The sequence below is a fragment of the Pseudomonas sp. G7(2022) genome (assembly GCF_052660475.1).
In genome coordinates this window covers 4,445,632-4,458,034 of the sequence record NZ_CP109659.1, presented here as the reverse complement: position 1 = coordinate 4,458,034, position 12,403 = coordinate 4,445,632, and the positions used below count along the sequence as shown (strand labels likewise).

The following is a 12,403-nucleotide window of genomic DNA, read 5'->3' as shown; positions in this document are numbered from 1 at the left end:
TGCATTGAGGTTACAATGCGGGTCGTCGACTGTCGAAGGAGGGAGCCAAGTGCTCGAACGAGTGAATGGATAAAGTGCGTACTGTTCTGTTGGGTTTGCCTCGCAAACAGAAACGTTTGCTTCAGGTGGCTACCGACATTGTTCTGGTATGGGTCGCCCTGTGGTTGTCGTTCATCGTGCGTCTGGGTATCGATGATATGTATAACCCGTTCAAGGCACACATCTGGCTCTTCGCCTGCGCTCCCGTTATCGCCATTCCGCTGTTCATACGCTTCGGCATGTATCGAGCGGTCATGCGTTACTTCGGCAATGACGCGCTGATTGCCATCGTCAAGGCAGTCAGTCTGTCCTCGCTGATTCTGGCGGTGGTCGTTTACTGGTACAGCAATCACGAATCCGTGGTTCCGCGCTCGATCATCTTCAACTACTGGTGGTTAAGCATGATGATCATTGGCGGCTTGCGACTTTGCATGCGTCAGTTTTTCATGGGGGACTGGTTCACCGCCGCTCAACATGTGCCGTTCACCAGTCGTGATGATGGATTGATCAAGGTAGCGGTTTACGGGGCGGGTGTTGCTGGCAATCAACTTGTCGCTGCCCTTCGAATGGGTCGGGTCATGCGTCCGGTGGCCTTCATTGACGATGATCCCGACATCTCGGATCGCTCGATTTCAGGGCTCCAGGTTTACAAGCCCAGAAACATTCAACAGATGATCGACGTGACCGGCGCTCAGGAAATGCTCCTGGCATTGCCGTCTTCGACCCGAGCCCGGCGTCGGGAGATTCTCAATCTGCTGGAAGGTTTTCCTCTTCACGTGCGCAGTGTCCCGAACTTCACGGATCTGGCCAGTGGCCGGGTCAAGGTCGAAGACATTCAGGAAGTCGATATTGCCGACTTGCTGGGCAGGGACTCGGTACCGGCTCAGCCGGATCTGCTGGCGCGTTGCATCAATGGCAAGGTTGTGATGGTCACGGGAGCTGGTGGCTCTATCGGTGCCGAACTGTGCCGGCAGATTTTCACCCTGGGTCCGACGACCCTGGTGCTCTACGAACACAGCGAGTTCAACCTGTACAGCATTCTCTCGGAACTCGAACATCGTGGTTGCAGGGAGTCGACACCCGTTCGCCTGTTGCCGATCCTCGGCTCCATCCGTAACGAGGACAAGCTGCTCGATGTGATGAAAACCTGGAAGGTGGACACCGTCTATCACGCGGCAGCCTACAAGCATGTGCCAATGGTTGAGCACAATATCGCGGAGGGTGTGCTCAACAATGTGATCGGCACACTCAACACGGCACAGGCTGCACTTCAGTCCGGTGTCTCGAATTTTGTGCTCATTTCCACTGACAAGGCGGTGCGCCCCACCAACATCATGGGCAGTACAAAGCGTCTTGCGGAACTGACGCTGCAGGCTTTGAGCCGCGAGACCGCGCCGGTATTGTTCGGAGACAACGCCAACGTATCCCGGGTCAATAAAACCCGCTTTACCATGGTGCGTTTCGGCAATGTGCTGGGCTCCTCCGGCTCAGTGATTCCACTGTTTCACAGCCAGATCAAATCGGGCGGTCCGCTGACTGTCACTCATCCGAAAATAACCCGCTATTTCATGACCATCCCTGAGGCCGCACAACTCGTCATTCAGGCGGGGTCGATGGGACAAGGTGGCGATGTATTCGTACTCGATATGGGGGAGCCGGTCAGAATCGTCGAACTCGCCGAGAAAATGATTCATCTCTCCGGTCTGAGCATTCGCTCCGAGCGCAATCCGCAGGGTGACATTTCGATTGAATTCACTGGACTGCGCCCTGGTGAAAAACTCTATGAAGAGCTTTTGATAGGCGACAACGTAGCTGCCACGCCGCATCCGATGATCATGACCGCCAATGAAGATCATTTGCCGTGGGACCTATTGAAGTCACGATTGACTGAATTGCTTGCAGCCCTTGATCGCGATGATTATTCCCGGGTTCGTCAATTACTGCGCGAAACCGTGAGCGGCTACGCACCTGACGGCGAGATCGTCGACTGGATTTATCAGCAGCGCAGGCTTGAACCCTGATTGTTTCATATCCTGTAATAGACACACTTTTGACTCTCGCCAGACATGACCTAAGTTTGGGAGGCAGCTTGGGAAAAGCTGCTCTCTCAATCGATGTCATGGAGCGTCATTTATGCGTAACGGTTTTTTCTACTCTCTGTTTTTTGCACTGCTTGCCAGCGCCTCAATAGCCACTGTTGCTGCCCCTCTTGCCGTCTCTCAAACGGAGAAGACGACAGTGGTCGCGGAAGTGACCGACAGGTTGGCGTCGACTGAAAAGGTCGATCTCAACGGCGCCGATGCCGCTACCTTGCAAAAGCAGTTATCCGGTGTAGGGGAAGCGAAAGCCAAGGCGATTGTTGCCTACCGTGATGCTAATGGGCCATTTGCCTCGGTAGAAGAATTGCTGGAAGTGAAGGGCATCGGCAAAGCGATCCTGGATCGCAATCGCGACAAGCTGGAAGTGAACTAAGCTGATTGTTAGACGCCAAGGGGCCGGTCATTGACCGGCCCTTTTCATTCTCGCCCGAAAGATGAAGTGCGGTGGATGGTCGTAGCCCTCCTGTCGGGCGGTAGAAAATTATGGCTATCATATAAGCTTGAGATTATGCCTATAATATATTCGTCGACACTGAGGCACAGGCTCGCCTTCAGATGCGACCCTTCCCATTTGCTTCAGGAGTATTGCCATGAATTCCTCGAAATCCCAGGGCACCGCGCTTGTCACCGGTGCGTCCTCCGGCATCGGTGCCGTGTATGCGGAACGATTGGCTGCGCGTGGTTTTGATCTGTTGCTGGTCGCCCGAGATCAGGAGCGCCTGGAAGCGGCGGCCAGCAAGTTGCGGGACGCTCATGGTGTCCGGGTCGACGTGCTGAAGGCCGATCTCACGCAAAAGGCTGAAGTGCTCAAACTCGAGCAACGCCTGCGCAGCGACTCCAGCATCAATCTGTTGGTCAACAATGCCGGGGTTGCAGTGAACGGATTGCTGGCCAATGCCGACCCGGACCAACTGGAAAACCTGATTCAACTGAACGTCACGACCCTTACCCGGCTGGCCTCGGCAGCCGCAGCCGCGTTCACCAAGGCCGGGCGCGGCACGATCATCAATATCGCGTCGGTCGTCGCCTTGTTCCCGGAACGTTTCAATGCGACCTACAGTGCCAGCAAGGCTTATGTTTTGAGTCTCACTCAGTCGCTCAATACGGAACTGGAAGGCACCGGGGTCAAGGTGCAAGCGGTGTTGCCTGGAGTGACCCGTACCGAGATCTGGGAGCGTTCAGGCTTTGACGCCAGTGGTATTCCGGCGGAAATGGTCATGGAGGCGGGTGAGATGGTCGATGCAGCGCTGTCCGGTCTGGATCAGGGCGAGCTCGTCACGATTCCTTCGCTGCCCGACGCCGGGGAATGGCAAGCCTTCGTGGCTGCGCGTCACGTGATGGCTCCCAACCTGTCCCACAGTTCGGCGGCCAGCCGATACAAATAAAAAACTTCTGAGTCGTGAGAGGTCAACCCGATATGGATCAGCGTCGAATAGTTGTCACGGGTATGGGCCTGGTGTCGCCCTTGGGCAGCGTTGTCGAAGTCGTCTGGCAGCGTTTGTTGGCCGGGCGTTCGGGATTGCGAAACCTGCCGGAAGCGGTCATTGCCGATCTGCCGACGCGGGTCGGCGGTGTAGTGCCGACGATGGAAGAGGATGCCGAAGCCGGTTTCGATCCGGATCGGGCGACGCCGCCGAAGGAGCAGAAGAAAATGGATCGTTTCATTCTGTTCGCCATGGAGGCTGCCCGTCAGGCGCTTGAGCAGGCCGGTTGGCATCCGTCCGATTCTCACGCTCAGGAGCGCACTGCGACCATTATCGGCTCGGGTGTCGGTGGGTTCGGTGCAATCGCCGATGCCGTGCGCACCACCGACAGCCGTGGTCCGCGTCGCTTGTCGCCCTTCACCATCCCATCGTTTCTGGTCAATCTCGCGGCGGGTAATGTCTCGATCCAGCACGGGCTCAAGGGACCGCTTGGTGCGCCAGTCACCGCGTGTGCGGCCGGCGTGCAGGCGATCGGTGACGCCGCTCGGCTGATTCGCGCCGGCGAGGCCGACATCGCGTTGTGCGGCGGTGCGGAAGCCTGCATCGACCGCGTCAGCCTTGCCGGTTTTGCGGCAGCGCGTGCTTTATCCAGCGGCTACAACGACACGCCCGAACGCGCTTCGCGGCCGTTTGACAGTGGCAGGGACGGGTTTGTGATGGGCGAGGGCGCCGGGCTGCTGGTGATCGAATCTTTGGAGCATGCGCTGGCGCGCGGTGCACAACCGTTGGTCGAACTGGTCGGCTACGGCACCAGCGCCGACGCTTATCACCTGACTGCCGGGCCGGAAGACGGCAGCGGTGCCCGGCGAGCCATGACGCTGGCGCTGGCTCAGGCGGGTATCGCGCCGGATCAGGTGCAGCATCTCAATGCGCACGCAACCTCGACGCCGGTAGGTGATCTTGGCGAACTGGCGGCCATCAAGTCGGTGTTCGGGAGGCAGAACAAGATCGCCGTGACCTCGACCAAATCCGCCACCGGGCATTTGTTGGGCGCTGCCGGCGGTCTTGAAGCGATCTTCACGCTGTTGGCGATCCGCGATCAGGTCGTTCCGCCCACTCTCAATCTGGACAATCCCGATCCGGCCAGCGAAGGCGTGGACATTGTCCACGGTCCGGCGCGGTCGATGCCGATCGAGTACGCGCTGTCCAACGGGTTCGGATTCGGTGGGGTCAATGCCAGTGTGCTGTTCAAGCGTTGGCAGGATTAGTCTTCGGAACGCTTGAGGTGTTCGCGGGTGACGTCGAGGATCTGCTGCGCCAACCCGGCATCCGCGACGCTGCGTGAGAGCAGGAGCGCGCCGGCCAGTGTCGCCATGATGACGATACTGCGCTCGGCCGCGTTTTCGCCTTCGAGGGTGTTCTGGATCTGATCCAGGCGAGCCTTGAGCACGAGATCGCTGGTCGGACTCGGCTGGCCGCGCAATCCCAGTTCCGAAGAGATGGTCAACAGCGGGCAGCCTTCATGTGGAGAGGTCTGATGCCATTCGGAGAGGTACGTATCGACGAAGGCTTCCAGCGGTTTTTCCTGGGCGAACAGTTCTTCGCACAGGCCTGCCACCTGATCGCCGGCAGCTTGCAGGGCTTTTTCGACCAGGTCGTCCTTGGATTTGAAATGCGAATAAAAGCCGCCGTGGGTCAGTCCCAGTGCCTTCATCAAGGGCTGCAGGCCGGTCGCACCAATGCCGTCCTTGCGAAACCGCTCGGACGCCTCCTTGATGATGCGCTGATGGGTCTGGGCTTTATGATCTTGCGAGTAACGCATTTAAACTCTCCGCAACGTGACCACCATCTTAACCAATGAAAATTGAATGGTGACTGTACTTCTACTTCTAAAAAGCCTGCGTGTGAATCCAAGATGATCCTGTCAGCGGATGTCGGTTGGCACGGATAGTGGTTGCAGCTCACAAAGTTGCCATCACCCAAGGAGCAGGAGAACCATGTACAAAGACTATCCGGCCGCCTATCAAGTCAGTAAAGGCTCGGCCTTGCAGGTCAATGCACCGTTCTACGAGCGGATTCGCGACGAAAAGGGCGCGCGAACCCTGATCGAGCAATTCGAAGTGCCGATCCGCACCGGTCGCGCCTGGCATGTTCCGGCGGGACATGTGTTTCGTGTCACCACACCGGTGGGGCCGCAGGTGGGCGACTTCAATGTGTGGAATGCCCACGATCCACGCGAGCGGATGTGGGCGGCCCGGACCCGGCAACTTCAGGGCGCCCATGTCAGCACACATGATCGCCTCTGGTCGAACTTGCCTTTTCTGCGGCCGCTGATCACCATCACTGATGACAGCCTGGCCGGTTACGGCATCGACGAGCACGGCGGTCGCCTGCATGATTTGCTCGGTACGCGCTGTGATCCCTATGTGAACAAGATGCTCACCGGCGAAGACTTTCATCATCATTGCCATTCCAACCTGACCCGCGCTGTGCTGCCCCATGGTCTGACCGAATTCGACGTGCACGACGTGCTGAATATCTTTCAGTGCACGGGCCTGAATCACGATGACTTGTATTTCATGAAGGCCTGCCCGGCGCAGAAGGGCGATTATCTGGAATTCTTCGCGGAAATCGACTTGCTGTGTGCGTTGTCGACGTGCCCCGGCGGTGATCTGTCGTTGGCGATGTGGGGGCCGGATGCGCAGGATCCGCTGAGTGTGTGCCGTCCGCTGGGGGTGGAAATCTATCGGCTGGACGAATCGCTACTCGAAGGCTGGAGTTCGCCGGAACGCGCCGCGTACAAAGGCCTGCATGGTTTGCACATCGCCAAGGCCGAGTGGGAAAAATAACCGCCGTCAAAAACAAACCCCGCCGATTCAGGCGGGGTTTTTCGTTCAACGATCCTGAGCGTCCTTGATGTCCGCTTCGGCATTGCGCTCGGCAACGCGTTGACGTTGTTCTTCGGTCAGTTCGACCTTGTTGGCGGTGTCGCGCAGCATCATCAGACCCCCCACGATCGAGCCGATTGCAACGACCAGAATCAACCAGGCATACCAGGGCATAGCGGCTCTCCTTAATGGCAGGTCGCCGGGCGAGGATTTCGCCGGCGATGCTGCTTACCACGTTTGAGCGATGGGAAATCGCAGTGGTTCCATTCTAGGCCGCTTATGCCCGGGGCGGTTAAAGCCCGGTCAGCATGGCGTCCGCCGGAGCATTCGCGCGCAATTGTCCGGTGAGCAAAAAGTAGCCGAAGCCGACAGCCATGAAACCCAGGAAAATCAGGCCGATCAGCGCATTGAACCAGGCCATCGCCACCAGGCAGACGATCGCCAGCACCAGCGCAATGAACGGGACCAATGGGTAGCACGGCGCGCGGAAAGTCCGCTCCAGATTCGGCTCGCTTTTGCGCAGCTTGAACAGACTGAGCATGCTCATGATGTACATCACGATGGCGCCGAACACGGCCATGGTGATCATTGCGGCCGTGAGCGTCATGCCGCCGAGATTGATCAGTCCGTCGCTGTAAATGGCGGCAATGCCGATGATGCCGCCGGCGATGATCGCCCGGTGCGGGGTCTGGAAGCGCGACAGCTTCGCCAGCGAGGCGGGCAGGTAACCGGCGCGGGCGAGGGCGAAGAATTGGCGCGAGTAGCCGAGAATGATCCCGTGAAAACTCGCCACCAGACCGAAAAGACCGATCCACACCAGCATGTGCAACCAGCCGGAATTGTCGCCGACCACCGCTTTCATTGCCTGTGGCAACGGATCGTTGATGTTCGACAGGGTACGCCAGTCGCCGACGCCTCCCGCGAAGAACATCACGCCCATCGCCAGCAGCACCAGGGTCAGGATGCCGCTGATGTAAGCCTTGGGAATCGTGCGTTTCGGATCCTTGGCCTCTTCGGCCGCCATGGCCGCGCCTTCGATGGCGAGGAAGAACCAGATCGCAAACGGAATCGCCGCGAACATCCCGGCAATCGCCGGTGCGCCAAATACGTCCGCGCCGGCCCAGCCATTGAGCGCGAAGTTGCTGAAACTGAAGGCCGGGGCGACCACCCCCATGAACACCAACAGCTCGGCGACGGCCAGCACGCAGACGATCAATTCGAAGGTCGCCGCCAGTTTCACGCCGAGGATGTTCAGCCCCATGAAGACGATGTACGCACCGACTGCTGCGTGTTTCGGATCGAGGGCAGGAAACTGCACGTTCAGATAGGCGCCAATCGCCAGCGCAATCGCCGGCGGGGCAAAGACAAACTCGATCAGTGTTGCCAGTCCTGCGATCAATCCGCCTTTTTCACCGAACGCCCGACGACTGTAGGCAAACGGCCCGCCCGCGTGCGGGATCGCCGTGGTCAGTTCGGTAAAGCTGAAAATGAAGCAGGTGTACATGGTTGCGACCATGAATGAGGTCACCAGAAAGCCCAGGGTTCCCGCGACGCCCCAGCCGTAACTCCAGCCGAAATACTCCCCGGAAATCACCAGCCCCACCGCGATGCCCCACAGGTGCAACGTGCCCAGCGTGGGTTTGAGTTGTGTGTTCATGCGTTTGCTCCCTGAACGGTTTGGAAAGCCCGGGGAGGGCGTGTGCAGTGGGCGTGCCATTTTGTATTGGCGAGTCGTAATGGGCTGAAATGCGTCGTATCGGGGATGTTCGCGACGCAATGCCCACAAAGTTGTGCGCCAGTCGGGTGCGATGTTGTCTGTGCTGCCGTCTTCGCGGGCAAGCCCGCTTCCACATTTTGAAATGCGCTCGTCCAAACAACGCATCCCCCTGCGGGAGCGGGCTTGGTCCGGGCGGCGATCCGACGAAGAGGCCCGCCCAGGCAACGCGAAACTCTGCTGTAACGCCCGCGTAAACCCACTCTTTACGCTTTCTTTATGCCCCGCCCGCACCCTCGGCCTCGTTCCTTTACAGCCACTTTTCCGACAATGCCTCCACACGCGGCAATACGCCGTAACACGGAGATCTTCCATGAGCGTTCTGGACGGGGTGTCCCTGCTGCTGGCAGTGGGGCTGTTCATTTATCTGTTGGTTGCGCTGTTGCGCGCGGACCGGAACTAGGAGCGGCTATGCACAGTTATGACTATTGGCAGATCCTCGCGTTTTTCGCGTTGGTGTTGCTGCCCGCGCCGTTCCTCGGGCGCTTCTACTACAAGGTGATGGAAGGTCAGCGCACCTGGCTGACGCCTATTCTCGGCCCGGTCGAGCGCGGCTGTTACCGCCTCGCGGGGGTCAATCCGCAGGACGAACAGAGCTGGCAGAAGTACACGCTGGCGCTGTTGGCGTTCAACCTCGCAGGTTTCCTGTTGCTGTTCGCGATCCTGTTGTTCCAGGACCACCTGCCGCTGAACCCGCAAAACCTGCCGGGCCAGGAATGGACGCAAGCGTTCAACACTGCGGTCAGTTTCATGACCAACACCAACTGGCAGTCCTACAGCGGTGAAGCGACCCTCAGTTACCTGAGCCAGATGGTCGGCCTGACCGTGCAGAACTTCGTCAGCGCCGCCACCGGCCTCGCCGTGCTGGTCGCGTTGTGCCGTGGTATCGGTCGCAAATCCACCAAGACCTTGGGCAACTTCTGGGCCGACATGACCCGTGCCACCCTTTACGGTCTGCTGCCGCTGTGCCTGCTGCTGGCGCTGTACCTGGTGTGGCAGGGCGTGCCGCAGACCTTCGCGCAATATGTGAATGCGGTGACCCTGCAAGGCGTCGACCAGGTGATTCCGCTCGGTCCTGCGGCCAGCCAGATTGCGATCAAGCAACTGGGCACCAACGGCGGCGGCTTCTTCGGGGTCAACTCGGCGCATCCGTTCGAGAACCCAACCGCGTGGAGCAATCTGTTCGAAGTGTCGTCGATCATCCTGATCCCGGTGGCGCTGGTGTTCACCTTTGGGCACTACGTGAAGGACCTGCGTCAGAGCCGCGCCATCATCGGCTGCATGCTGGCGCTGTTCCTGATCGGCGGCGCTACCTCGATGTGGGCCGAGTATCAGCCGAACCCTGCGCTGAACAATGTCGCTGTCGAACAGACCGCGCCGCTGGAAGGCAAGGAATCTCGTTTTGGCACCACCGCCACGGTGCTGTGGTCGGTGACCACCACCGCTGCATCGAACGGTTCGGTCAACGGCATGCATGACAGCCTCAACCCGCTCAGCGGCATGGTGGCGCTGGTCAACATGATGGTCGGCGAAGTGATCTTCGGCGGCGTCGGTGCCGGGCTCTACGGCATGTTGCTGAACGTGCTGATTGCGGTGTTCCTCGCCGGCCTGATGATCGGCCGTACCCCGGAATACCTCGGCAAGAAACTCCAGGCCCGCGAAGTGCAACTGCTGGTCGTGACCCTGCTGGTGATGCCGGTCGGCGTGCTGGTGCTGGGCGCGATTGCCGCTGCCTTGCCAGGCCCGGCGGCGACCATCAGCAACCCCGGTCCCCATGGTTTCAGCCAGTTGCTGTACGCCTACACCTCGGCCAGTGCCAACAACGGTTCGGCGTTTGGTGGCCTGAGTGCCAACACCCCGTTCCACAACCTGATGCTCGGCCTGGGCATGTTGATCGGTCGCTTCGGTTACATCCTCCCGGTACTGGCCCTGGCCGGCAGCCTGGCGATGAAGAAAACCGCACCGATCGGCCAGAACAGCTTCCCGACCCACGGCCCGCTGTTCGTGACCCTGTTGACCGTGACCATTTTGCTGGTAGGCGGCCTGACCTTCTTGCCAACCCTGGCGCTCGGCCCGATCGCCGAACATTTGAGCATGGGTTTCTAAGGAGCTGATGATGAATATGCCCGCAATCAAACCCGTCGTCGCCAAGGCGCCGGAACACGCGAAAACCACGATCAGCGCTCTGTGGCGCCCGGCGCTGGTGCAAGCGTTCGTCAAGCTTGACCCTCGTCAGCTGGTGCGCTCACCGGTAATGCTGGTGGTCGAACTGACCGCGATTTTCACCACCGTGCTGTGCTTCATTCCGGACAACATCGTGCCGACCTTCGTCGCGGCGCAAATCGCGCTGTGGCTGTGGTTCACCGTGCTGTTCGCCAACTTTGCCGAGGCGCTGGCCGAAGGTCGCGGCAAGGCCCGCGCCGACAGCCTCAAGGCCGGCAGCGAAGGCCTCAGCGCCCGACGTAAACTGGCCAACGGCAGCTTTCAGGTGGTGCCCGCCGCCAGCCTGCGCAAGGGTGACGTGGTGCGGGTCGAAGCCGGGGAAATGATCCCTGGCGACGGCGAAGTCATCGAAGGCATCGCGGCCGTTAACGAAGCGGCAATTACCGGTGAGTCCGCTCCGGTAATCCGTGAATCCGGCGGCGACCGTTCCGCCGTTACCGGTAACACGCGACTGGTGTCCGACTGGCTGCTGGTGAAAATCACCGCCAACCCCGGTGAATCGACTCTTGACCGCATGATCGCGCTGGTCGAAGGCGCCAAACGCCAGAAGACCCCGAACGAAGTGGCGCTGGATATTCTGCTGATCGGTCTGACCCTGATCTTTCTGCTGGTGGTCGTGACGCTGCAGCCGTTCGCCCACTTCGCTAACGGCAGCCTGCCGCTGGTGTTCCTGGTGGCGTTATTGGTCACGCTGATTCCGACCACCATCGGCGGTCTGCTGTCGGCCATTGGTATCGCCGGGATGGATCGTCTGGTGCGCCTGAACGTGATTGCCAAGTCCGGTCGTGCGGTGGAAGCGGCGGGTGACGTGCATGTGTTGCTGCTGGATAAGACCGGCACCATCACTTTCGGTAACCGTCGTTGCAGCGCCGTGTATGCGGCGCCCGGTGTGAACGCCCGTGAACTGGCCGAAGGTGCGCTGTTCGCTTCGCTGGCCGATGAAACTGCCGAAGGCAAGTCCATCGTCGAGTACCTGCGCGGTTCCAATCCGCAGCCGGAACCTTCGCCGGAAACCCTGATCGCCGTGCCGTTCAGCGCCGAAACCCGCTTGTCCGGTGTCGACTATCAGGGCCGTGTGTTCCGCAAGGGCGCGGTGGATTCGTTGCTGGCGTTTCTCGGTCAACAACGCAAGGATCTGGCCCCGGCGCTCTCCCGGGAAATCGACAAGATCGCCCAGAGCGGTGGTACGCCATTGCTGGTCTGCGCCGACGGCAAACTGCTCGGTGTGATCCACCTGAAGGACGTGGTCAAGCCGGGCATCCGCGAGCGTTTCGCCGAGCTGCGCAAACTGGGGATTCGCACCGTGATGGTCACCGGCGACAACCCGCTGACCGCTGCCGCGATTGCCGCTGAAGCAGGCGTCGACGATGTGCTGGCCGAAGCCACACCGGAGAAAAAACTGGCGCGCATCCGTCACGAGCAGAACGACGGTCGCCTGGTCGCCATGTGCGGTGACGGTGCCAACGATGCTCCGGCGCTGGCTCAGGCTGACGTCGGCATGGCAATGAACGACGGCACTCAGGCAGCGCGTGAAGCGGCCAACATGGTCGACCTCGACAGCGACCCGACCAAGCTGCTGGATGTGGTGCAGATCGGCAAGGAATTGCTGGTGACTCGTGGCGCGCTGACGACCTTTTCCATCGCCAACGACGTGGCCAAGTACTTCGCGATCCTGCCGGCACTGTTCGCCGCGATCTACCCGCAGCTGGGCGTGCTGAACATCATGCACTTGAGCAGTCCGCAGAGCGCGATCCTGTCGGCCATCGTCTTCAACGCCTTGATCATCGTCGTGCTGATCCCGCTGGCCCTGCGCGGCGTGCGGGTGCAGGCCGCGAGTGCGGCGGCGTTGCTGCGTCGCAATCTGCTGATCTATGGCCTGGGCGGGATTCTGGTGCCGTTTGTGGGGATCAAGGCAATCGACATGTTGCTGACGGCGTTGCATCTGGTGTGAGGCTG

General features: G+C 59.9%; 11 protein-coding genes. 8 read left to right on the top strand and 3 right to left on the bottom strand.

The window, feature by feature from the left end; genetic code table 11:
- Positions 1-65 precede the first annotated feature (65 nt).
- From NE357_RS20270 to fabF, 4 genes are all read left to right on the top strand, one after another.
- On the top strand, positions 66-2,060 hold the full coding sequence (locus tag NE357_RS20270) for a polysaccharide biosynthesis protein (protein ID WP_169431355.1): 1,995 nt from the start codon (positions 66-68) through the stop codon (positions 2,058-2,060).
- A 112-nt stretch (positions 2,061-2,172) separates the two neighbouring features.
- Positions 2,173-2,511, top strand: a complete 339-nt coding sequence (locus NE357_RS20265) for a ComEA family DNA-binding protein (RefSeq protein WP_169431354.1) — start codon at positions 2,173-2,175, stop codon at positions 2,509-2,511.
- A gap of 217 nt (positions 2,512-2,728) precedes the next feature.
- Positions 2,729-3,523, top strand: coding sequence for an SDR family NAD(P)-dependent oxidoreductase (locus tag NE357_RS20260; protein WP_169431353.1), 795 nt, complete (start codon positions 2,729-2,731; stop codon positions 3,521-3,523).
- Positions 3,524-3,555: 32 nt separating this feature from the next.
- Positions 3,556-4,830, top strand: coding sequence for a beta-ketoacyl-ACP synthase II (gene fabF, locus NE357_RS20255; RefSeq protein ID WP_169431352.1), 1,275 nt, complete (start codon positions 3,556-3,558; stop codon positions 4,828-4,830).
- Here the strand turns inward: fabF and NE357_RS20250 are convergent.
- The gene (locus tag NE357_RS20250) at positions 4,827-5,384 is read right to left on the bottom strand and encodes a TetR/AcrR family transcriptional regulator (protein WP_169431351.1); all 558 of its coding nucleotides are present in this window, start codon (positions 5,382-5,384) and stop codon (positions 4,827-4,829) included. The two genes, fabF and NE357_RS20250, sit on opposite strands and share 4 nt — an antisense overlap.
- Before the next feature lie 175 nt (positions 5,385-5,559).
- Between NE357_RS20250 and NE357_RS20245 the strand changes: the two genes are divergently transcribed.
- The gene (locus tag NE357_RS20245) at positions 5,560-6,411 is read left to right on the top strand and encodes an urea carboxylase-associated family protein (RefSeq protein WP_169431350.1); all 852 of its coding nucleotides are present in this window, start codon (positions 5,560-5,562) and stop codon (positions 6,409-6,411) included.
- Between the two features lie 45 nt (positions 6,412-6,456).
- Here NE357_RS20245 and NE357_RS20240 read toward each other — a convergent pair whose 3' ends face one another.
- Together NE357_RS20240 and eat are read right to left on the bottom strand one after the other, a co-directional pair.
- Positions 6,457-6,624 carry a DUF2897 family protein gene (locus NE357_RS20240; RefSeq protein WP_065257130.1) on the bottom strand — a complete coding sequence of 56 codons (168 nt, stop codon included), beginning with the start codon at positions 6,622-6,624 and terminating at the stop codon, positions 6,457-6,459.
- A 118-nt stretch (positions 6,625-6,742) separates the two neighbouring features.
- Positions 6,743-8,107, bottom strand: coding sequence for an ethanolamine permease (eat, locus tag NE357_RS20235; protein ID WP_169431349.1), 1,365 nt, complete (start codon positions 8,105-8,107; stop codon positions 6,743-6,745).
- Between the two features lie 430 nt (positions 8,108-8,537).
- Here eat and kdpF point away from each other — a divergent pair, with 430 nt between their 5' ends.
- The 3 genes from kdpF to kdpB are packed head-to-tail and all read left to right on the top strand — an operon-like array spanning position 8,538 to position 12,398.
- Entirely contained in the window at positions 8,538-8,627 is a 90-nt protein-coding gene (gene kdpF, locus NE357_RS20230; protein ID WP_007899818.1) for a K(+)-transporting ATPase subunit F, read from the top strand.
- 8 nt (positions 8,628-8,635) lie between these two features.
- Entirely contained in the window at positions 8,636-10,330 is a 1,695-nt protein-coding gene (kdpA, locus tag NE357_RS20225) for a potassium-transporting ATPase subunit KdpA (RefSeq protein WP_169431348.1), read from the top strand.
- A 10-nt stretch (positions 10,331-10,340) separates the two neighbouring features.
- Positions 10,341-12,398: a potassium-transporting ATPase subunit KdpB gene (kdpB, locus tag NE357_RS20220; RefSeq protein ID WP_169431347.1), complete on the top strand. Its 2,058-nt coding sequence runs from the start codon at positions 10,341-10,343 to the stop codon at positions 12,396-12,398.
- Positions 12,399-12,403: the final 5 nt, after the last annotated feature.

What these genes read in the sequence shown, in the direction of transcription:
- NE357_RS20270 (WP_169431355.1), top strand. Translation starts at nt 66, where the DNA reads ATGGATAAAGTGCGTACTGTTCTGTTGGGTTTGCCTCGCAAACAGAAA.
- NE357_RS20265 (WP_169431354.1), top strand. Translation starts at nt 2,173, where the DNA reads ATGCGTAACGGTTTTTTCTACTCTCTGTTTTTTGCACTGCTTGCCAGC.
- NE357_RS20260 (WP_169431353.1), top strand. Translation starts at nt 2,729, where the DNA reads ATGAATTCCTCGAAATCCCAGGGCACCGCGCTTGTCACCGGTGCGTCC.
- fabF (WP_169431352.1), top strand. Translation starts at nt 3,556, where the DNA reads ATGGATCAGCGTCGAATAGTTGTCACGGGTATGGGCCTGGTGTCGCCC.
- NE357_RS20250 (WP_169431351.1), bottom strand. Translation starts at nt 5,384, where the DNA reads ATGCGTTACTCGCAAGATCATAAAGCCCAGACCCATCAGCGCATCATC.
- NE357_RS20245 (WP_169431350.1), top strand. Translation starts at nt 5,560, where the DNA reads ATGTACAAAGACTATCCGGCCGCCTATCAAGTCAGTAAAGGCTCGGCC.
- NE357_RS20240 (WP_065257130.1), bottom strand. Translation starts at nt 6,624, where the DNA reads ATGCCCTGGTATGCCTGGTTGATTCTGGTCGTTGCAATCGGCTCGATC.
- eat (WP_169431349.1), bottom strand. Translation starts at nt 8,107, where the DNA reads ATGAACACACAACTCAAACCCACGCTGGGCACGTTGCACCTGTGGGGC.
- kdpF (WP_007899818.1), top strand. Translation starts at nt 8,538, where the DNA reads ATGAGCGTTCTGGACGGGGTGTCCCTGCTGCTGGCAGTGGGGCTGTTC.
- kdpA (WP_169431348.1), top strand. Translation starts at nt 8,636, where the DNA reads ATGCACAGTTATGACTATTGGCAGATCCTCGCGTTTTTCGCGTTGGTG.
- kdpB (WP_169431347.1), top strand. Translation starts at nt 10,341, where the DNA reads ATGAATATGCCCGCAATCAAACCCGTCGTCGCCAAGGCGCCGGAACAC.